General features: G+C 43.9%; 21 protein-coding genes. 15 read left to right on the top strand and 6 right to left on the bottom strand.

Annotated features, from left to right (window positions below):
• Window positions 1-57: 57 nt before the first annotated feature.
• Both P5G49_RS04445 and P5G49_RS04440 read left to right on the top strand, forming a co-directional pair.
• Entirely contained in the window at window positions 58-942 is an 885-nt protein-coding gene (locus tag P5G49_RS04445; RefSeq protein ID WP_301242246.1) for a LysR family transcriptional regulator, read from the top strand.
• Window positions 943-1,116: 174 nt separating this feature from the next.
• Window positions 1,117-1,662: a GNAT family N-acetyltransferase gene (locus tag P5G49_RS04440; RefSeq protein WP_301242245.1), complete on the top strand. Its 546-nt coding sequence runs from the start codon at window positions 1,117-1,119 to the stop codon at window positions 1,660-1,662.
• 66 nt (window positions 1,663-1,728) lie between these two features.
• On the opposite strand, the gene P5G49_RS04435 is transcribed toward P5G49_RS04440, so the two are convergent.
• Window positions 1,729-2,100: a cytochrome-c oxidase gene (locus P5G49_RS04435; protein WP_301242244.1), complete on the bottom strand. Its 372-nt coding sequence runs from the start codon at window positions 2,098-2,100 to the stop codon at window positions 1,729-1,731.
• A gap of 177 nt (window positions 2,101-2,277) precedes the next feature.
• On the opposite strand from P5G49_RS04435, the gene P5G49_RS04430 reads away from it, so the two are divergent.
• A complete protein-coding gene (locus P5G49_RS04430) occupies window positions 2,278-2,799 on the top strand; it encodes an RNA polymerase sigma factor (protein WP_301242243.1) in 522 nt (173 codons plus the stop codon).
• Window positions 2,792-3,979 carry an NHL repeat-containing protein gene (locus tag P5G49_RS04425; protein WP_301242242.1) on the top strand — a complete coding sequence of 396 codons (1,188 nt, stop codon included), beginning with the start codon at window positions 2,792-2,794 and terminating at the stop codon, window positions 3,977-3,979. Before P5G49_RS04430 ends, P5G49_RS04425 begins: the two co-directional genes overlap by 8 nt.
• Before the next feature lie 47 nt (window positions 3,980-4,026).
• Here the strand turns inward: P5G49_RS04425 and P5G49_RS04420 are convergent, their stop codons facing one another.
• On the bottom strand, window positions 4,027-5,682 hold the full coding sequence (locus P5G49_RS04420) for an ABC1 kinase family protein (protein WP_301242289.1): 1,656 nt from the start codon (window positions 5,680-5,682) through the stop codon (window positions 4,027-4,029).
• A gap of 159 nt (window positions 5,683-5,841) precedes the next feature.
• Here P5G49_RS04420 and P5G49_RS04415 point away from each other — a divergent pair, with 159 nt between their 5' ends.
• A complete protein-coding gene (locus P5G49_RS04415; RefSeq protein WP_301242241.1) occupies window positions 5,842-6,552 on the top strand; it encodes a sulfite exporter TauE/SafE family protein in 711 nt (236 codons plus the stop codon).
• A gap of 61 nt (window positions 6,553-6,613) precedes the next feature.
• Here P5G49_RS04415 and guaC read toward each other — a convergent pair whose 3' ends face one another.
• Window positions 6,614-7,597, bottom strand: coding sequence for a GMP reductase (gene guaC, locus P5G49_RS04410; RefSeq protein ID WP_301242239.1), 984 nt, complete (start codon window positions 7,595-7,597; stop codon window positions 6,614-6,616).
• A 282-nt stretch (window positions 7,598-7,879) separates the two neighbouring features.
• Here guaC and P5G49_RS04405 point away from each other — a divergent pair, with 282 nt between their 5' ends.
• The 6 genes from P5G49_RS04405 (at window position 7,880) to P5G49_RS04380 (ending at window position 14,759) form a co-directional block, all read left to right on the top strand.
• A complete protein-coding gene (locus tag P5G49_RS04405; protein WP_301242238.1) occupies window positions 7,880-8,056 on the top strand; it encodes a hypothetical protein in 177 nt (58 codons plus the stop codon).
• A 195-nt stretch (window positions 8,057-8,251) separates the two neighbouring features.
• A complete protein-coding gene (locus tag P5G49_RS04400) occupies window positions 8,252-9,049 on the top strand; it encodes an ABC transporter ATP-binding protein (RefSeq protein WP_301242237.1) in 798 nt (265 codons plus the stop codon).
• Window positions 9,042-10,673 carry a hypothetical protein gene (locus P5G49_RS04395; RefSeq protein WP_301242235.1) on the top strand — a complete coding sequence of 544 codons (1,632 nt, stop codon included), beginning with the start codon at window positions 9,042-9,044 and terminating at the stop codon, window positions 10,671-10,673. The genes P5G49_RS04400 and P5G49_RS04395 overlap by 8 nt, the downstream gene beginning before the upstream one ends.
• A 257-nt stretch (window positions 10,674-10,930) precedes the next feature.
• Complete coding sequence (locus tag P5G49_RS04390; protein WP_301242233.1) at window positions 10,931-14,071, top strand: DEAD/DEAH box helicase; 3,141 nt, start codon at window positions 10,931-10,933, stop codon at window positions 14,069-14,071.
• Window positions 14,072-14,127: 56 nt separating this feature from the next.
• A complete protein-coding gene (locus tag P5G49_RS04385; RefSeq protein WP_301242232.1) occupies window positions 14,128-14,553 on the top strand; it encodes a hypothetical protein in 426 nt (141 codons plus the stop codon).
• 50 nt (window positions 14,554-14,603) lie between these two features.
• Entirely contained in the window at window positions 14,604-14,759 is a 156-nt protein-coding gene (locus tag P5G49_RS04380) for a hypothetical protein (protein WP_301242231.1), read from the top strand.
• 16 nt (window positions 14,760-14,775) lie between these two features.
• Here the strand turns inward: P5G49_RS04380 and P5G49_RS04375 are convergent, their stop codons facing one another.
• Complete coding sequence (locus tag P5G49_RS04375) at window positions 14,776-15,744, bottom strand: nuclease-related domain-containing protein (protein WP_301242230.1); 969 nt, start codon at window positions 15,742-15,744, stop codon at window positions 14,776-14,778.
• A gap of 125 nt (window positions 15,745-15,869) precedes the next feature.
• On the opposite strand from P5G49_RS04375, the gene P5G49_RS04370 reads away from it, so the two are divergent.
• A complete protein-coding gene (locus P5G49_RS04370) occupies window positions 15,870-16,688 on the top strand; it encodes a GNAT family N-acetyltransferase (RefSeq protein WP_301242229.1) in 819 nt (272 codons plus the stop codon).
• Window positions 16,689-16,832: 144 nt separating this feature from the next.
• Window positions 16,833-18,092, top strand: coding sequence for an MFS transporter (locus P5G49_RS04365; protein ID WP_301242228.1), 1,260 nt, complete (start codon window positions 16,833-16,835; stop codon window positions 18,090-18,092).
• A gap of 42 nt (window positions 18,093-18,134) precedes the next feature.
• Here P5G49_RS04365 and P5G49_RS04360 read toward each other — a convergent pair whose 3' ends face one another.
• On the bottom strand, window positions 18,135-18,509 hold the full coding sequence (locus P5G49_RS04360) for a VOC family protein (protein WP_435877177.1): 375 nt from the start codon (window positions 18,507-18,509) through the stop codon (window positions 18,135-18,137).
• A 77-nt stretch (window positions 18,510-18,586) separates the two neighbouring features.
• Here P5G49_RS04360 and P5G49_RS04355 point away from each other — a divergent pair, with 77 nt between their 5' ends.
• Entirely contained in the window at window positions 18,587-18,883 is a 297-nt protein-coding gene (locus tag P5G49_RS04355; RefSeq protein ID WP_435877176.1) for an efflux RND transporter permease subunit, read from the top strand.
• A 91-nt stretch (window positions 18,884-18,974) separates the two neighbouring features.
• A complete protein-coding gene (locus tag P5G49_RS04350) occupies window positions 18,975-19,583 on the top strand; it encodes a class I SAM-dependent methyltransferase (protein ID WP_301242226.1) in 609 nt (202 codons plus the stop codon).
• Window positions 19,584-19,677: 94 nt separating this feature from the next.
• Here P5G49_RS04350 and P5G49_RS04345 read toward each other — a convergent pair whose 3' ends face one another.
• Entirely contained in the window at window positions 19,678-21,615 is a 1,938-nt protein-coding gene (locus P5G49_RS04345) for a GTP-binding protein (protein ID WP_301242225.1), read from the bottom strand.
• Window positions 21,616-21,638 lie beyond the last annotated feature (23 nt).

Genomic DNA, 21,638 nt, shown 5'->3' with positions numbered 1-21,638 from the left:
CAATCAGTGGTATAAGTAAAATTAATATATCTAATAATGGATATAAGAGGTGGTTATATGGTAAGTAAATTGGATTTGTACCGCATTTTTTGTATTGTAGGGAAAAATGAAAGCTTTTCCGGGGCAGCGAAGGAACTTTTCATGACCCAGCCCGCCATCAGCCAATCAATTATGCAGTTAGAGAAAGAGCTGGAAACACGGCTGTTCAATCGTACTCCTAAGGGTGTCACGCTAACAAACGAAGGAAGCCTTCTGTTGGAGTATGTTAATTCTGCCATCAATTTAATCGAGATCGGGGAAGAAAAGATTGCAGAGTTCAAAAATCTCACGATCGGTGAGCTACGGATAGGCGTTGGTGATACGATTTCCAAGTATTTTCTGCTTCCCCAACTGGAAGCCTTCCGTAATCGATACCCAAGTCTTAAGTTAAAAATCGAAAATGGTACGACGGATGCGCTTATTTCATTGCTGAAATCAGGCGAAGTCGATATCGTCGTATGCAATTTGCCTGTCGTCGATGATGCATTGAACGTAAGACCTTGCATGGATATCCATGATACATTCGTCTATGGAGATAAATATCGGAAGCTGCTTGCGAGGCCAATCGGTTTCCACGAGCTTGCGAAGCTCCCACTGATCTTCCTTGAGCCGAGTTCAAATTCAAGAAAGTATGTCGAAGACTTTCTTTTGTCGAAAGGCGTGAAGATCTCGCCGGAGTTCGAATTAGGCTCCCATGATCTCGTCGTTGAATTTGCGCGGATCAATATGGGAATTGCGTGTGTGACAAGGGAATTCACGGAGGATTATCTCGAAAGTGGTGTTCTGCAGGAAGTGCAGCTAAAGGGGGAGATTCCGCGTCGAAGCATCGGGGTTTGTTCCTTGAAAAGTGTTCCGCTTTCGCCGGCTTCTACGAGGTTTTTGGAGTTATTGGTACGGGAGTGAGGGGCATGTTTTGCGTGATTATTTCTGTTTATGCGTTTTTGGTGGCGTTTATGGACTTTTTTTCCGATTTATGCGTTTTTAGGAGGGAATATGCGTAAATAATCGAGTTTATGCGTGTGTACCGGAATTTATGCGTCTTTACGGCAAAAGAAACTATAAAGGGGGAAATTTAGAATGTTCATTCATAAAATAAATGAAGAAATTGAGTTGCGCTTATTGGAAGTGCGACATGCGGAACAATTATTCAATGTTACTGACAAATCACGTGATAGTTTGCGTGAATGGCTTCCGTGGGTTGATTTCACGAAGACGGTGGAGGATTCGAGAGGCTTCATCATGGGAACGATGCAGCAGTTCAGCCGCAATGATGGATTCCAAGCGGGGATATGGCATAAAGGGGAACTTGCCGGCGTCATAGGATTGCACAGTATCAATTGGTCAAATAAATCGACGTCCATCGGCTATTGGCTTGGGAAGGGACATGAAGGCAATGGGCTGATGACACAGGCATGCGAGGCGGTTATCGAATATTGCTTCACAGAATTAGGGTTGAATCGAATTGAAATTCGAACTGCTACTGAAAATAAAAAAAGCATGGCGATTCCGAAGAGGCTTGGTTTCCAGCAGGAAGGTCGCATTAAACAAGCTGAATGGCTTTATAACAAGTTTGTTGATCATTTTGTGTTTGGAATGGTAAGTGAGGATTGGAGCAATCAGTAAGGTGGACTTTCGGTACGTAACAGGCGAAGGGATGCTAATACATTCCTTCGCCTGTTCATTTACAATTTAATTCTTATCCAACCGAAGCAGCACGTTGAATCCAAAGCAAAGCACGCCTAAAACAGTCATTGCTCCACCTAACGTTGCGAACAGGAAGAATATTTCCGGACCACCTAAAATAGCCGTTGCAATGCTGATCATCATAATTGGCAAGCCAATGTTATGGAGCCAGAAATGCGCTTTCGCCATTCCGGTCTGCTCTAAATTTGGATATAGATGATAGAATACGCCAGCTAACGCCAAAGAGACCCATCCAACCAAATTCAAGTGAACATGCACTGAAGTCAAGTTAAACACGTGTGTAAAAGACATGTATAAGCCGAAAGAAATACCGATCATGAAATAAACCACCGAAATCTTCATCAATGTTTTCCCCATTTTCTCAACACCCCCCTCCACCATTGAAATCTTTCTATAGTATTCTATGTTTAACATCTGCATAGGAATGAGATTGTTTGAACTAAATGAAAAGAAATTTTTCCGAATACACAAACTCCTGTAACAAAACATCTTCTGAATCGACTTATTGGTACAGCTGAAAGGGGGCCGGCCTTTTTGAATGAAAAACCACTACATATCTCTGAACTGTTTAACCAGTTTCATAGGGATGTGTATCATTTTGCTTTGTATTTCACGAATAATAAACAGGATGCTGAGGATATAACACAGGAAACATTTCTCAAGGCGATGAAAAATCTCCACCAATTGAAGGACCCGCAAAAGGTGAAGACGTGGATTTTATCCATTGCACGATTTACAGCAGTTGATTGGATTCGAAAGCAAAAGTTAAGAAGACTGTTTACTATAACGGCATCTACTGTCACACATGAAGAAGACATGAATAGCCGCCGCGTGATTGGTGAGGAAAACTGGAAAGACCTTCAACAAGCGCTCCTCAAACTAAAGCCGCATTACCGGAGTGTCATAATTATGCGCGGTTTGAACGAACTTAGTGTGAAAGAAACGGCCGAGGCGTTGCAATGCAGCGAGGGAAAGGTGCGAGTGGATTTTCACAGGGCAATTCAAGAGTTGAAGAAGGATGATAGTCTTAAAGAAAGGTGGGAAAGCTATGAATGAGCCTACTGAAAAAGAGATAGAATTTCTACAAAATCTTCGAAATCGACCTGATAAGGATCCGGATAGGGAGTTTGTCAATCGACTTCAAAGACAACTTATTCAGCCGTCTACTAAAAAGCGGCCTAAATTTATCCCGATTGCAGTAACATCGCTTGCATTCATGACTTTTCTTGCAGTAATTTTTCTGTTTTTCAATCAACCTCCAAGCGGAGTTCCACTTGTATTGGTGGAATCTATAGACAAAAAGGAGGCCATAGAAAATACCCCTCAAGACGGGATTATGATTTTCGAACAGGAACAGGCAAAAATACTATTGGAAGTGCCCTATGGGGAAGGAAGTAATGAAATAGGTATGCCGCAAAAAAGGCCCGGGGGCAGCGATCGTGCAGTGGAAAGCTTTTATGTAAAAGATGACGTCTTTTATCTTTTGGACAATGCGGCACGGAAGGTAATCGTTACAACGCCGAAAGGTTATCTTTTCACCATCCAATTGGACGATTCAGAGGATGGTAAATGGTATCGAGATATCTTTGTAGATGATGACGACAATATATATGTACTTGATTCATCTTATTATAAGGGGGTTAGTAAATTCAGTCCGGGGGGTGAGCTGTTGGAGGTATTTCCAATCAAGGCTGACATGATGGACCCAAATGCAGTGGTAGTAAATGAGCGAAATGAAATTCTTGTCCACGATGTAAGACCGCTTATGGAAAATCTGATGACAGGGGAAATAACAAGAACTCGAACTGCATTCGAAAAAGATGGCATCATCGCCCAAGTAGTCCGTAAAGACGAGCAAATAGAAGTTATCAATATCGAAGAAGCCGGTAATGAACAAAAGATTACTGTTCCTTTCGATCATACAACCGGCGGCATCCGGATTCTTGACATCCGATCTGATCAAATCATTTTCGAGAAAACGGAAGTCGCTGATACGCATAAAATAATGGCGGAATTTCATGTGTATGTCATCGACAAAGAGGGGAATGTTTTAGGTGCTGTGAAGGAACCCCATGAGGAATCCGCCTATTATTCAACACATTCGCTGCGGATGGTAGACGATAAGATCTTTTATTTATCGGCTGGTGCTGATTCTGTGGTTATTTTCGAATTGATTCCGGGGAAACAGTTTGAAAAAAAGCTGCAGGACCGAATTGATGAGTTTTTGAATGAATAAATAGAGGTGCCTGCTACTACGTACTTTACGTCAGTGGCAGGCACTTTTTACTTCCGGTTAGATCGACCAATGAAATAAATCAGGAAGAAAAACATGAGTAGGAATATAATGAAAGCTGCTTCAATAATCGGATATTGCCAAAGGATGCTTGACCTTCCGACAATGGCGGAGCCGATGAACAAGCCAGCTAAAAGAATGCTTAAGGAAAGTAGAATGATGCTGAATGACAGGCGATTGCTGATCTGATCAAGCTTACCTAAAAACATTTTCAGTTGTTGGGTGTTAATGTCCAAATGAAGTTTACCTTTGCGAATAGTCGTCGTGATGGCCTTTAATTCTTTTGGCAAACGTGAAAGGAATCCTATATTTGCGACGATTTCAACCCATGAGTTTTCAATGATTTTCTTTGGATTATAGCGTTTCCACATCAATTTTTTTCCGAAAGGTTCGACAGCCATCATCATGTTTAGGGTTGGATCCAGTTTTGAAATTACACCTTCCAATGTAAGAATGGATTTTCCTAATAGGGCGATATCCGTTGGTATCATAATATTGTGGCGGTATGCGACTTGGAACAATTCAATGAAAATAGTGCCTAAACTTATTTCATCCAAGGAGACATCATAGTATTTATTCTGTAGATTATCCACGTCCCTTGTAAACGCTCGAAGATCCGTTTCGTCAGAAATGATGCCCATTTCGTACATAAGATCTACCATCCCCTCCGTGTTTTGATTACGCATATGGAGGATGAAAGGAGCGAATTGCTCTTTTAGTTTATTGTCGAGGCGCCCGACCATTCCAAAGTCTAAGTAAGACACAACATTACCGGGCAGTATCAAAATATTCCCCGGGTGAGGATCGCCATGGAAAAATCCGTCATCTAAAATTTGGTGAAGCATAGAATCGAAAATTCTTCGGGCTATCAATTTGCGATCATACCCGCCTTCATCAAGCTTTTCTAAATCATTCGCTTTAATCCCTTCAATCTTATCCATTGTCAATACTTTCCCCGTTGAAAAGTTCCGATGGACCCTTGGAATGATGACTGTTGGATGCTTTTCAAATTGTTTGGCGATGCGCTCGCAGCTGCGCCCTTCCACGCGATAGTCAAGTTCGTTGTTCAATGATCTTGAAAATTCCACAATCATATCTTGGAGCCGATAGGTTTTTGCCCAATCGACCCTTTCCTCAAGAAACTTAGCCAAGTCGCTTAAAATGGTAAGATCGGTCTCCATTGTAGGTCGGATATCAGGACGCTGCACCTTCACGGCAACTTGTTCACCTGAATGTAATCTCGCAACATGGACTTGGCCAATTGAAGCAGTCGCCAAGGGCTCCTCCGAAAAGTCGCTGAAAAATTGCTCAAGCGGTCCCTCCAACTCCGACTGGACGATCTCACGAATTTGTGCAAAAGGAACTGGCGTTACATGATCCAGCAACTTCTCAAGCTCGAATGCAATCATTGGAGGAACAAGATCACGCCTCGAACTGGCAATCTGACCAAGTTTAATGAACGTCGGGCCTAACTCCTGTAATGTTAGCCGAAGTTTATCACCTATTTCCTGCATATTCATATCAGTCGTATCATGCTTTGAAGCATTGCGGCTTATCAGGCCCAATCGAAATAGGAAGACGCTTAGTCCGTTCCGAATGAATGCATAAATGATTTCTTTGAATCTTTTCGTATGTCGAATTTTCATTTTCAAAACGACTCCCCCATTTTTTAAGGTTGTAAGAAAGATATACCCGTTTGACTGGTGGGTTATCCATTGTATTTGGGGGGAGGATTTATTTAGGAGAAGTTGGGTTTCGAAAAATGGTACACTTGAATGACTCTATACATTGAAGTAGGGATTCAATTGGATATCATACTGTTTATCACAATTATAATAGTAGCTTCTGTTCTCCAGACCGGGACAGGGTTTGGCTTCTCGATTGTCGCGACGCCTTTTCTTCTTTTACTGTTCGACGCGCGGGACGCCATACAGATCAATTTGTTCTTATCATTGGTTATTTCACTTGCAATGTATCGTAAAGTGAGGACGGATATTGATAGAGGGGTAATAAAACGGTTCATAGGAGGTAGTATTATCGGCTTGCCGATAGGTATTTTTATCTTCCTGTTAGCCGACATTCCGAAGCTAAAGTTAGGTATCGGAATCGTCATCCTTGCTTTGACTGTGCTATTGCTTTTGAAATTTAGACTCAAGCAAACGACAAACAGGGATTTTGCCATCGGTGGCCTCTCTGGTTCGTTGACGACAAGCATCGGCATGCCTGGACCACCGTTGCTACTTTATTTCTCGGGTACGGGTACTTCCAAGGAAAAGCTTCGGGGAACAACGCTTGTCTATTATTTATTCATTTATTTCATTAGTTTACTCATCCAAGTCATTTTTGCTGGCACGAGCAAAACGGTATGGATATCCAGTCTGCTTGCGTTGCCACTCGTGTGGATTGGCTTATATGCGGGCCAATATTTATTTCATAAGGTCAATCAAACCGGATTTCGCTTGTTTATGTATGTCATTTTATTATTTACAGGGTTGTATTTACTTTTGGGTAATTAATAGCGGTAGACTTTGCCGATCCATAAAAAAAGGCCGGCACATCGCCGGCCCTTCACTATAATCAATAAACCTTATCTCCATTGAAAATGGAATTCTTCACGATAACATAGTCAACTGTTCGAATGGCATCCAATTTATTACCACCTGCATAGGAAATGGATGACTGAAGATCCTGCTGCATTTCCGTCAACGTGTCCTGCAACTTCCCTCTATATTCCACATGCATTTTCTTGCCTTCAACGTTCTTCTTCTCGCCTTTTTGGAATTCTGATGCGGAACCGAAGTATTCCTTATACAGATTTCCGTCGACTTCAATCGTTTCACCAGGAGATTCTTCGTGACCTGCAAAAAGCGATCCAATCATGACCATAGATGCTCCAAAACGTACGGATTTCGCAATATCCCCGTGAGTACGGATACCGCCGTCAGCGATAATCGGCTTCGTCGCAGCTTTTGCACACCAACGAAGTGCAGCCAACTGCCATCCGCCAGTTCCGAATCCTGTCTTGATCTTTGTGATACAAACCTTCCCAGGTCCGATACCGACCTTAGTGGCGTCAGCGCCCGCATTTTCAAGCTCGCGGACAGCTTCCGGTGTACCGACATTACCCGCAATGACAAATGTCTCAGGCAAATGCTTTTTCAAATGCTGGATCATACGGATGACTGCATTCGAATGGCCATGCGCTATATCAATCGTCACATAATCGGGAACGAGTCCGTCCGCCGCCAATTGCTCAACGAATCCATACTCATCTTCTTTGACGCCGACACTAATAGAAGCAATCAATCCACGTGCATGCATGTCCTTAATGAATTCCGCACGTGTTTCGGGATTGAAACGGTGCATGATGTAGAAATAGCCACCCTCAGCTAATTGAACTGCAATCTTTTCATCAATGATCGTCTGCATATTCGCAGGAACGACCGGCAATACGAATTTATGTTTACCAAGAGTAATGGAAGTATCACACTCTGAACGGCTGTTTACGATACATTTGTTAGGAACCAACTGAATATCTTCATAATCAAATACTGTATCCATTATATACACTCCTAAAGACGAATATTATTCTTGTTATTTAATTTGTCGTTCGTACTTTTGTAATTTACATCAATCTTTTTTATTCGTCAACCGTTTTAATTTATGAAAAACATGAAAGTCAGAACAGTTCCCCTTGCAATGAGCTTTCCCAAGTTAAAACAAATTTAGGCTGAATTACTGGAACTCGCCGATCAAAGTCTATATGAAGCAAAACGCTTGGGACGTAATCAGACGATTGAGTATGCTACACTAAGTAAATAAAAGCACAAGGAGGGCAAAATCATGCAATATTCGAAGTCAAAAATGGAACTACTTGTGAAAAACAATGCGGAATTGACGAAGAGGCTCAAAGAGATTATGAAGGAGCATGAATTGGAGAAGAGTTTCGCACTCAAGGCGTTATACCACGCTGAAGTGAAGGAAAGCGGAAGATTCATGAAGGATTATCAGGAGTTGTGATCGATATAGAAGACCGGCAGCGTGGAAAATATGCGCTGCCGGTTTTTTGTTATATGGAGAACGCCCCTGCCTCTAAGGATTTCATCTACTATTCTTTCATTCCCTGCATAAAGTTAAATAAAACAACAGCACATGTTAAATTGGATGTAATTGGAAGAATAGAAATGATAGACTTGAAGAAACGGGGGTGTTGGAATGAGTATGGAAAATAAGGTGTTATCTTTACGCAACGTCACAATGAGGTATGGCGTAAAAACTGTATTAAATGGCGTGAATTTGGAAGTGGAACGGGGACAGATCATAGGCTATATCGGGCCGAACGGTGCAGGGAAAAGTACGACTGTGAAAATTATGCTTGGATTGATAAAAAATTATAAAGGCCAGGTGGAAATCTTCGGTCAAGATATTGCTTCAGGGGACCCATCTTACAAGAAACGGATCGGATATGTGCCGGAGCAGGCTGAGCTGTACGATAATCTGACGGCGATGGAATACTTGGCGTTTACAGGAGAGTTATACGGGCTTAATCGGAAATTTGCGGAAGAGAAAGCGCAAAAGCTCATGGAGGAATTCGACTTAGGACATGTGTTGCATTCCAGAATCTCTTCATTTTCCAAAGGGATGAAACAGAAAGTGCTCATCATTTCGAGCCTTTTGCATAATCCGGATCTATTGTTTTTTGATGAACCATTGAGTGGCCTCGATGCAAACAGTATGATGGTCATCCGAGAGATGCTTGCGCAGTTGGCGGCGCAAGGGAAAACGATTTTTTATTCCTCACATATCATGGATATCGTCGAGAAGATCAGCAATCGAATCGTGCTGCTCGTCAATGGAGTTGTCGTTGCGGATGGCAGTTTCGAGGAGTTGCAGGAGAAAAGTGAAGAAGGGTCGCTGTCCGGCATTTTCAATCAGCTGACCGGATTCACGGATCATGCAAGCAGAGCGGCGAGGTTCATCTCCATCGTAGAAGGCGGAACAGACAATGAATGAATTCCGGACTCTATCATTCCTTTCAAGATTCAAATGGCTTTTTGTGAAGGCAGGAATTGATTACAGTGCGATGGAAACGATACTTCGCATGAAGCTGACGATGGACGGCAGACGCACACCGACTATTTTCACTGGACAAAAGAAAAAGGAAGGCAACCAGTTCCTGAAGTCCTTGTGGATTTATGGATTGTATGGCCTAATGATTATTCCGTTCATGCTGTTCGGGGACGGCCATTATATCTTCCAGATGAGCATCGTCTTCGGCATTATAATGTTCATTTTAGCAACAACGATGGTGTCTGATTTCTCCACCGTGTTGCTCGATATTCGAGATAAAACGGTCTTACAGACGAAACCCGCAAGCAGCAGGACGGTCAACACGGCGAAACTTATCCATATATTGATCTATATGTTTTTCATAACAGGGTCTTTCATCGCAATTCCGCTGGTCATCGGGCTGTTCAATAACGGGATTGTATTCACGTTTGTCTTTCTTGCGGCATTGATATTAACTATGTTTTTCGTAGTTGTTTTCACTTCACTTATGTATTTTGCAGTCTTGCGGTTTTTTGATGGCGAAAGACTGAAGGATATGATTAATTACGTCCAAATAATACTTTCCATCGGCGTTATCATTGGATATCAAATCGTTATCCGGGCATTCAATTTCGCAGACTTGGAATTGGCGTATACATTCAACTGGTGGCATGTGTTTTTGCCGCCTATGTGGTTCGGAGCTGCATTCGAGTTATTGTTGAATCAAGACTTTGCAACTCCAAGCATTCTTTTATCAGCGCTTGCTTTGGTTATCCCAATTATCTCGATCTATATTTATGTAAAGCTGATGCCATCATTCGAACGCAATATGGATAAGTTAATGAGCGAGTCTAAAAGCAGGAAAAGGTCTGGCCGGTTGATGGATTTCTGGGCAAAAGTTTGCTGCCGGAACAGAGAAGAGCGGATGTTCTTCCGTTTTGCGTCGTTGATGATGAAACAGGAACGGAATTTCAAGCTTAGAGTGTATCCCGCACTTGGATTTGCCTTCATCTTTCCATTCATTTTCATCTTTACGGAACTGCAGATGAGGACTTTAGAGGATATCTCTACGGGCAGCATGTTCTTGCTTATCTATTTCGGGAACATGATGATTCCGACAATCATTCACACGCTTCAGTTTTCCGATAGTTATAAAGGAAGTTGGCTATTTATGGCTTCGCCGATCCAGCAACCAGAGTCTGCATATAGCGGGACGTTGAAAGCATTTTTAGTGAAATTGTATGTACCGGTTTTCCTGTTGCTTTCAATTGCATTTATAGCCATTTTCTCAACGCGAATTTTACCCGACTTGTTCGCGGTCTTATTAGGGGCAATCCTCCATACATTGATTACATATAAATGGATGGATGCCGGGGAATTCCCATTCACTCAATCGTTTGAGTTTGCCCAATCGGAAGGGTCCGCAAAGATGTTTTTGATCAGCTTGGGGGCAGGGATTTTCGTCATCGCGCATTTGATAGCGAATGCAGTGGTTGGCGGGATTTATGTGTATATCGTGTTGTTGCTGATTGCAATATTTATCGGTTGGCGTCGGGTGTTTCCGATGCAGAGTGGAGAAGTTAGATAGAATGAAAAAAGGATGCGCATCGAGGTGCATCCTTTTTGGCGTTTATGCGTGTTTGGAGTGATTTATGCGTGATTGTTGGCGTTTATAAGCTTTTGGGGCGTTTTATGCGTGCCTGTGGGGATTTATGAGTTTATGGGAGAGTTTATGCGTTTTTGGATCGATGCTATCGTTTTTAAGTGGAGGGTAATGATTTTTTAACCACCCTCTTCAAATGGTAAGATATAAGAGGACAATTGTTCCCGGGAGGAGATGAACAAATGGGGATTCATTTAACTCAAAACAAAATCATGGATTTATGTGGCTCTGTTTCGTTCAAACGGGGCGAGATGTATTACCGTGCAGGGAAAGTGATCTTAAAAGAATATAACGATAATTATTGCAAAGCGATTGTGGAGGGGAAGGAAAACTTCCATGTGACAATCGACTTTGATAATGAAGGTGAAATTCGGACTGAATGCAGTTGTCCGACTTTACCTTTTTATAGATACAAATGCCAGCATGTGGCAGCTGTTTTGATCGCCATGAATGAACAGGTGGAAGTACCGACTGAACAATCTTTGACGGAGGGCCTGCTTTCCCTTTTCGATAGCAAACCGAGGTCCAGTGGGCATCAGCTACATTTTGAAGATAGGGAAGTGTTGGAGTTAACATTCATTTTGTCGCCGGTCCCGACTAATAAAGGTTTTGTGTTAGGCATTGATCTGCAAATAGAAGGCGTGTTAGTGGAAGACGTTTGTCAATTTTTGGAGGATGTGAATGAAGGGCGGGCGAGCTCATTGAATTCCGCATTCATGTTTGACACGAATCTTCATTGTTTCAAGCGGGAAGCTGATGCGGTCTTACAAAGGTTAATTGAAATTAACAAAGGGGCGTACACATACCGTGGAGGTGTGCCGCGAACATTGGTCATACCCCCTTCCGCTTGGGAAAAGGTTCTTTCGGATTTGAATGAAGCACCGGAAGTTTATCTAAAAATCTACGGCAAGCCCGCAACACGTTTACAAATCCAGGAAACTGGACTGCCAGTAAAGTTTCATTTCGAAAAAAGACCGGAGAAGGGGCATTTCCTGAAAATTGACGGGTTGGATCATGTTCTTATGCTACAACCTTATAATCTTGTCCTTTGTGATTTGCAATTGTTCCGACTGTCAGGCGAGGATTGCAAGCGGCTTGCGGATTTGCAGCAGATGGTTGAAACCTCGGGAACGCATCAGTTACCGATAGCCAATGAGCAAATCGGCTTTTTCATTGAAAAGGTTGTCCCGGGACTGCGGAGGATTGGCGAGGTCCAAGTCGATGAAACGGTTTTGGACCAGCTCGTTAAATCTCCATTGAATGCAAAACTGTATATGGATCGGGTGAACAACCGCTTGCTCGCAAGCCTTGAATTCCAATACGATCATATCGTCATCAACCCTTTAATCGAAAGGGAATTGCCGGCGACCTCTGTACTGGTTCGTGACTTGGAAAAGGAAGAAGAAATCCTGCGTTTAATGGAGGAAAGCTCATTCGCCCAGACGGATGAAGGCTATTTATTGCATAACGAGGAATTGGAGTATGAATTCCTTTACAATGTCCTTCCGAAACTTGAGAAATTAGTGCGTGTCTATGCGACGACTGCAATACGAATCCGGATTTTCAGAGGAAGCGCCAAACCTCGTATCCGCGTGAAAGCGTTCGAGGAAAAAACGAATTGGCTTGAATTCAAGTTCAGCATGGATGGCATTCCGGACAAGCAGATCCGTGGAATCCTTGAAGCACTTGAGGAAAAGCGGAAATACTATCGTTTGCGAAGTGGAACCCTACTTTCACTCGAAACAAGGGAGTTTAAAGAAATCCGTCGCTTTATGAATGAAGTGCCTGGTGAGTTGGATGATCTCGAAAAGGGTTTGAATATGCCAATCACACGGGGGCTCCGTTTCTTAGGTGCACTTGGCGGGGATGAACTGTTTGCTGTCGAGGAGTCAGCCCGCAACTTTCTTGAACGGCTCTTGAATCCAGGAAAGTCCGCGTGGGACATACCATCATCACTGGAAACCATATTACGCGATTATCAAAAAAACGGTTTTAAATGGATGAAGACAATCGCTGAATTTGGAGTCGGCGGTGTGTTGGCGGATGACATGGGGCTCGGTAAAACATTGCAAAGCATTGCGTTCATCGTGTCCGAACTGCCAAAAATCCGCGATGAAAAGCAGCAAGTACTCATCATTTGCCCATCTTCGCTGACATATAACTGGCTGAGCGAGCTGAAGAAGTTTGCGCCGGAAATTGAAGCCGTCGTTTTGGATGGGAATAAAAAGGAGAGGGCCGAGCGACAAGCTGATGCGGCTGACAAAGATGTTCTGATCACCTCCTATCCCTTGATACGTAAAGATATCGCTTGGTATGAAAAGCAGAATTTCCATACGGTATTCTTCGATGAAGCTCAAGCGTTTAAAAATCCGTTCACTCAAACGGCGAGGTCCGTGAAGAAATTGCGGGCGACTCACCGCTTTGCATTGACGGGCACGCCGATTGAAAATGCATTGGAGGAATTATGGTCGATCTTCCATGTCGTATTCCCTGAACTGTTCATGGGCTTGCGAGAATTCAGCGAGCTTTCGCGGAAGACGGTCGCAAGGCGTATCCGTCCGTTTTTATTGCGCAGGGTCAAAGAGGATGTTCTTGAGGAACTACCTGATAAGGTTGAGTCAATCGAATCGTCCGAATTGCTGCCGGAGCAGAAGGAATTATATGCTGCCTATTTGGCGAAATTGCGGCATGATACATTGAGACATTTGGATAAGGATACTTTGCGGAAGAATAAAATTCGAATTTTGGCGGGCCTGACGAGATTGCGTCAAATTTGCTGCCACCCGGAACTGTTCGTTGAAGGCTATGAAGGAAGTTCGGCGAAATATGAGCAGTTGAAAGTACTGATTGGGGAATCGACGCGTGCAGGAAGGCGGGTATTGATCTTCTCGCAATTCACGAAAATGCTCGGCATCATCGGCAGGGATTTGGCGGTGGAAGGAACGCCGTTCTTTTATTTGGATGGGTCGACGCCTTCAGAGGAACGGTTGGAACTTTGCAACCGGTTCAATGGAGGAGAGCGTGACTTATTCTTGATTTCATTGAAGGCGGGGGGCACCGGATTGAACCTAACAGGGGCGGACACCGTCATATTATATGACCTTTGGTGGAACCCGGCCGTCGAGGAACAAGCGGCAGACCGCGCCCACCGGATCGGCCAACTAAACGCCGTCCACGTCATCAAGCTTGTTGCCCGTGGGACGGTTGAGGATAAAATGAATGAGTTGCAGGAGCGGAAAAGAGATTTAATCAGCGAGGTCATTGATGGGGAGATGGGTTCGATGTTGACGGTGGAGGATATAAAGGATTTGCTGGAGATTTAGTGCTGTTTAAGAGTTGCTTGGAAAGTCGACACTGAATGTGTAGAGAGGTGAATTAGTTGAAAGCACTTAAATTTTTGGCAGGGACCGTCGTTGTGCTTGCCCTCATTGCGTTTGGTGTCTATCATTTCGGCACGAAGTTTATTGCAGATGAAGTGATGGGCCAAGTCGCCGCAGAATTAGATGCAAGCGGGCAGTTGGACGATTTGAAAAAGGAAATTCAAAATAATCCGGAGTTGCGAAAGTTCATTGAAGAAGGGAAAAACGCGGATAGTTCTAAGCTGCCTTTCAAAACGAAAGAGGAAGCGACCCGCGTATTGCTGAAGAAGTTTGATCTTGCTGAAATCAACGACATTCAGGTTAAAGTGCGTCAAGGCATGACACCAACCGAGCAACAGGAGCTGTTGAATAAGATTCAAAGCAAGCTGACGGAGGAAGAGATGCTTGCGTTGAAGGCTTTGGCTTACAAAGAGCTGTTTAAATGAAAAACCGCTTCAGTCAGGGGTGACTGGGGCGGTTTTTTGTTGGGAAAACGGTGTTTTTTGGGTTAATGGGTGCCCATTTAAAACTTATCGATCATTTCCCGGCAGATATCGATCATTTCCCGAGTTATATCGATCAATTGGAAGAGGATATTGATTATTTCCCTGATTATATCGGTTATTTCCCGCAATATATGGTCGTTTTGTGACCTTTGACCTAATTGATTAATGAAGTTTCCTAATGGTTTTTATGTCTGCAACATAGCATCTACCCTTATTTTCTCCTTCACTGGGAATTTCCATCTGCATTAATAGCCGTTTTGCTTTTTGCCGACATTCCAATCGTAAAAACTGTCGAAATTCTTTATTTGTAAAGCGATAACCAATCAACATAAAGTAATCCAATATTGCTTGAATATGGGCTTTCTCGTCAACATGACCGCATTGTTGACAACCCCATCCGTTGTATATCGATTTCATACCATGAAAGCCACATTGCACACAACAAACTCCCGTGAAAAGTTCAGACGGCTGAATCCCGTATTTAGATATCAATGGAAATGGATCATAATCGCGATGGGCACTATAAAGCATTTTCGCGATTTCCTCGAGAGGAAGGGAATTGGGTACACTGTGAAATGAATTTAATCTACGGAGAAAAGTAGGGATTTCAAAGGGGAATAGGATAGTCAAATCTTCACGGTGGTTCACAAATTGCTGTTGCGGCCTGGGGAAAACCGCTGCCTGATGGATGGGTATGGAAAACTGATGTGCATGAAACCAATCTTCAAGGAGCATTTTATTTCGCTCCAGTTGAACGGAAGGACATTCAAATGCGTCGACTTGTCCATTCTCAAGGGTACGTGTCAGTTGATTATACTCTTCCCGGAAATTGATTTGACCGGCTATGTTTTTCATTTCCAGGATGACGGCGCCTTGCTGACAGAGGAAAAGCGTGTCGATCTGAAATTTGCCGGTGGATTGGAGATTCAAATCGTGAAAGATGTAGTGCTCGAAAGGGAACTGATATTTATCGAATACATCCGCCAGTATTCTTTCGCCGTTATCACCGGCCCGGGTAATCCTTAGTTCATTCTCGATATCTGGGTACCGGGGGTGACTCTTCGGCAACCGACGCAGAAGTGCTTCTAACCCGACTGCTTTTAAGGAACTTGTTTTTTCCTTAATGATCAAATAACACCGCCTCCTTTAAAATACATCCTAATTCTATCATACTAATTAGATAACTGCCCCAATTTAGATAGGCAATTGAACCATCTCCCTTTATAATTAGTTTAAGGAAGATGAGGAGGAACACGATGTTAACAACTGAACAGCTACAGAAAATCGCAAACTTGCAAAAAGAATGCGAAAGGCATGACGGGATTTTATTGAAATTAAACTGGGATATGCTTCGCCAACGTGAAGATCAAGCGATGGACTTCTTTCATTATGTGGATGGCGAGCTTGTAGCGTATTTGGCCCTTTACGGCTTTGGCTCAACCGTTGAAATTTGCGGAATGGTGAAGCCTGCCCATCGAAATCAGGGTCACTTTACAAACATATGGCATCAAGCATTGCAAGTTATTAAAGAAAAGGGATATAAAAAAGTCCTATTGAATGCACCTTCGACTTCCGAATCGGCAAAAGGGTGGCTCAAGAATCAGCCATGTACCTATGACTTTTCTGAATACCAAATGATGTGGAAGCAGCAGTCTTTAGAAGAGGGCACAGGTATTCAATTAAGGCAATCCACCGAGGATGACGTGCCGTTTGAAATCCAATTGGATATATTAGGATTCGGCATGTCGCAGGAAGACGCCAACATTCATCAACAAGAAGTAAAAAACTATCCGAATGATACGCATTTCATCATTGAAGCGGAAGGCAAAAGTGTCGGGAAGATCCGAGTTAGCCGAAATGATGGGGAATCCTATATTTATGGATTTGTCGTTCATCCCGACTTTCAAGGGAAGGGATATGGCCGCCAAACCTTGCAAGCGGTCGTCCGTATGGAACAACCGTCCGGCAACCCGATTAAACTCGAAGTGGAAGCGAAAAATCGCAATGCACTCCGTCTTTATGAGTCAATCGGATTCCAAACAGTCCAAGGACAGGATTATTATCTTTGGGATTAATAAGTAAAAAAAGTTCGGCGTTTGCCGAACTTTTTTATTGCTGATAAAGCCGTCATTTATCGGTTATGACAGGTCAAACAGTTTCCGCATTTCACTGCCACGGGGTATGTAGGAATCGACGCAGGGACAAGATAAGAGGGAAAAATGGATTCGGCCGACAAACTTAGAGGAACGTATGGGCGCGCACACCAAAATCTATCACCACGAAAGAGTGAAAGTATGCAAGGGCAAAAGCTATGGACAAAGAATTTCATAATAATTTCGATCGTCAATTTTATTCTCATGCTTGCAATGTATTTGTTGTTAGTTACCATCGCACCGTTCGCGGTTGAGCAATATGGGGCATCAACGAGCTTGGCGGGGCTTGTTTCGGGAATATTCATCATCGGAACATTGATCGCACGGATTTTTTCAGGAGGCTTGATTGGAAAAGTCGGCGGCAAGAGGATATTGTTCATCGGCCTTCTTGTGTCCACGATTGCAACCGCCTTTTATTTCGGATCAGCGAATATGCCGTTGCTCCTTGCAAACCGGCTTTTTCACGGAATCGGACTAGGCATTGCGTCTACTGCAACGGGCACAATGATTGCACAGGCAATCCCAGCTTCAAGGAGAGGGGAAGGGATTGGCTATTTCAGCATGAGCACTGTGATGGCGACAGCAATTGGGCCGTTTTTCGGCATTTTCATGAGTCAGCATTTTCCGTTCAGTATGCTGTTCGCCCTCTGCCTCGCGTTAAGCATCGTGACACTTATCATGTTCTTCTTCGTCAATGAAACCGTGAATCCCTCCGTTTCCAACAAGCAGGAAGTGGCAAAAAAACAGATGGGATTATCAAACTTCATTGAAGTGAAAGCATTGCCGATTTCCATTATTACGTTATTCGTGGCGCTCGCCTATTCGGGAGTTCTGTCATTCATCTCATTTTACGCGAAGGAGATTAACCTCGTTGAGACGGCAAGTTTCTTTTTCCTCGTCTATGCCATCGTCGTATTGTTGTCCCGGCCATTCACGGGAAAACTATTGGACGTGAAAGGCGCAAAGTTTGTCGTCGTCCCTGCGCTTGTGCTCTTTGCGCTCGGCATGATTGTGTTGAGCCAGACGCAAAGCGGGTTCATGTTACTTGCTGCTGGTGCCATCTTCGGGCTTGGCTATGGGAATTTCCAATCATGCGCCCAAGCAATCGCATTGAAAGGACTTCCTGTTGAACGGCTCGGCATCGCAACCTCGACGTTCTATATTTTCCTGGATTCCGGACTTGGATTTGGGCCGTACTTTTTAGGCGTTGTTATTCCAAGCCTTGGCTATCGGGGCATGTACGAAGTGTTGACGGTTGTCATTCTGCTATCCCTTGCCGCGTTCGTCTTCTTGTTCCGTAAGAGCAGAGTATTAAAGAATGTATAAATAGTAAAGCTTTGGATGCCATAACGGAATCCAAAGCTTTTTTTATCCCACCATAACCTCACTCATCAACCCATGCATATTATCCTCGGTATCATTAAAGAACACCATCCAAGTTTCTGTTTGCCCCATCTTCGCGACAATATGCGGTTCATCTATAAAAACAATTCCTTTTTCCTTGTAGTTTTCATACGCCTGTTGAATGTCCTCCACTTGAAAATAAAGGACGGAGCTTGCGTGTGCGAATTCTTCTTTTTCGGGAAGGCTGACGAGTAAGCGTACCCCATCGCAATCGAAAAATGCCATCGTGTCCGTGTTGAATAAAAGCTGCAAACCTAATTTGTCTTTATAAAATGCTGTTGCTCGTTCGATATCTTTTGCCGGCACCCCAATTTGTCCAATTTTCTTGATTTCCCCCATTTTAATACTCTCCCTTTTCAATAAATTTCCTTCATCATACCATTTTCTAAGTAATCAAACACGCATTTAATTGTTATGTGGTTGAAGCAGGAAGGAACCGGATCCGTCCAATCTTCATGACGACATTGACGACAGTCGGGGGAATGCTTCCGCTCGCGCTTGCATCAGGTGCATCGGGCAACTACCAGGCGCCGTTGGCAACGGTGTTGATCTCCGGATTACTGTTTGCGACTTTTATTACGCTACTATTGACCCCATCTGTGTATCGTTTGTTTACACGGACTGAGAAAGTGGCGGAGCCGGAGAAAAGCGCGGGAAGGAAGCGGTTAGTGAGAAGGTCGGTTGACCCGCTGACGCAAATAAATATGAAGTGAGTTTTCGCGGTCCTCATTCAAGGGGACCGTGTTTTGGCATTTATCGGTGAAGCCACGTACAATAGGGCGATAAGGGGAAGGTGATTTTCGTATGAATGAAAAGGAGTATGACAAACGTCTTCAAATAAAAACAGCTGGAACGCTCGAATTGTTAAGCCAGTCGCCTCATTATAATCGCTATGAAGCGACGCCGTATGAGGCGCTCAATGTGCTGTTTAGTGAGTACAAGTTGGGCCCGGAGGATGGCTTCGTCGATTTCGGATGCGGCAAAGCGCGCGTCTCATTTTACGTCCATCATCATTTCGGTGCATCCGTGGCGGGTATCGAGATGAATGGGCAGCTCTATCAGGACGCGATTGCAAACTTGGCAAGTTACCGGCGTAAAGCGAGGTATGCCGGCGGGGCGATTCGTTTTGAACGTTGCTATGCGGAGGAATATGAAATTGATGTATCTGAAAATCGGTTCTATTTCTTTAATCCGTTCTCTATCCAGGTATTCATGAAGGTAGTCTGGAATATTCTTTGGTCCGCGGAATCAGAGCCACGCATGGTTGACATCATCCTTTATTATCCAACGGCTGAATATGTGCAATTCATGAACAACCATACGCCGTTTGAACCGTTGAAAGAGATTAGGGTTGACCGGTTGTATGGGAAAGATGAAAATGAGCGGTTTTTAATCTATCGATTGGGCGGGTGACAAAGCATTAGGCGCGACGCGACCCGTCCGCGGGCTATAAAAATTGCCGCGGAAGCTAACTATCCCGTCGCGCCTAATGCACTTAACCAATCAATCACAACAAATGCATAGCGGCTTCCGCTTCGTCCCATGGAACTGGATAGCCTTTGCCTTTTGCACAAAAAATTGACGTCGATGTGTATTCCGGGTCGGCGTCTTTATTGTAACCAATTGCCTCAATCACCTCTGGCGTATTATGGCACTCATTATAGCCGCCAAATTTCAAAGTAAGCGCACCTTTTCCGTTCGTATAAGAAGCAAAAACAGTGCTGTAATTCATGAATGTTGCAACAGGTACGCGGCCGGTAACTACTGTTTTGCCGCCTATTGTTTCAGGCGGTGCAAAGCTTCCGGATGCCTGCTGGATATCGGAAAGTACGCGCCCGATATGGTCCATTTCGACTTTAATTTTGAAATCATAATACGGCTCTAACAGGATATTTTCCGCTTTCTCCAAGCCTTGCCGCAACGCGCGGAATGTCGCTTCTCTGAAGTCGCCGCCGGATGTATGCTCATTATGTCCCCTGCCTGTAAGTAAGGTGATTTTCACATCTGTCAATGCTGAACCTGTCAATAAACCATGGTGAGGGCGCTCAAATATATGGGACCGCACAAGGTTTTGATTGCCGATAGACAAGTCGTTGGCATGGCAGACATTTTCAAAGGTAATTCCACTGTTCCGTTCCGCCGGTTCAATTTTCAAGTGAACTTCCGCGTAATGCTTCAGAGGTTCAAAGTGGCCGTACCCATTGACAGAAGAACCAACCGTTTCTTTATAAAGGATTTTTGGATCGCCGAATGATACTTCAAATTTAAAGCGTTCCTTGACGATTTGCTTCAGCACTTCGAGTTGGATGACGCCCATGACATGGACATGGATTTCCTGGACTTGTTCATTCCAACTAACATGCAATGAAGGATCCTCCGCGTCCAGCATTTTGAAGTAGCCGAGCACTTCCTTTACATGGATGGTCGAATCGAAAATGACTTTCGAAGTCAATGTAGGAATGAGGTCAAATGCCACTTCTCCAGTCAAAGTACCAATCGGATCCCCGGCGCCTGCCTCTGTCAACCCAGTCACTGCAACGATTTCACCAGCGTGAGCCACATCAACCGCCTTGAATTTACTCCCGTTATATTGTCTGATCTGTGTGATTTTCTCTGATTTTTCTCCATAAGCGATCTCATCCCGAACGTGCATTACTCCTTGTAGCACCTTCAAAAACGTCACCCGTTGTCCGTTTTCATCATGCCGGACTTTATAGACACGCGCCGAGAAATCGCCCGTATCCGAATAATCGGTAACGGTGAGTTGGTCGAACCCCTGAAGAAACTCAAGAACGCCGCTATCCCTTAACGCAGAGCCGTGCCCATATGAAAAAACTTCGCGCCTGCTGATCATTCGTTTTAAGGCAACCATCCATATTGCGTTATCATACCCGCTGTCCATATATTGTTCTAACAATGCCTCGTCTCGTTCTGCGATGAATTCAATAAGTTCCTCCGACATGCCGCCTTCAGTCAACTCTGCCATATTAAAGATGTCATCCGATAGGCTGCCCCTTATTTCATCAAGTACAGCCTCTAAATCGACGCCTTCCCGATCGGTTTTATTCAAAAAGAAGAACGTCGGCACTCCGTGTTTCTTTAACAACTGCCAAACCGTTTCCGTATGTCCTTCTACACCATCCGCTGCGCTGATGATAATAATGGCGTAATCCATTACTTGGATGGCCCTTTCCATTTCGGGAGAGAAATCGACGTGACCAGGCGTGTCGATGAGCGTATAATGTGAGCCATTGAAAGTGAAGGTCGCCTGATCCGCAAAGACAGTGATGCCGCGATTCTTTTCGATTTCATGGCTGTCTAAAAAAGCGTCTTGATGATCGACGCGTCCTCTTTGGCGAATGCTATTTGTATGGAAGAGCAGTTGCTCAGAAAAAGTAGTTTTCCCCGCATCGACATGGGCAACGATTCCAATTGTTTTGTGCATAATACACCTCAATCTCGAAAAAA

This window comes from Sporosarcina highlanderae, from assembly GCF_030433715.1.
GTDB classification, from domain to species: domain Bacteria; phylum Bacillota; class Bacilli; order Bacillales_A; family Planococcaceae; genus Sporosarcina; species Sporosarcina highlanderae.
The sequence above is the reverse complement of the archived record's forward strand: the minus strand, read 5'-3'. Positions and strand labels throughout refer to the sequence as shown.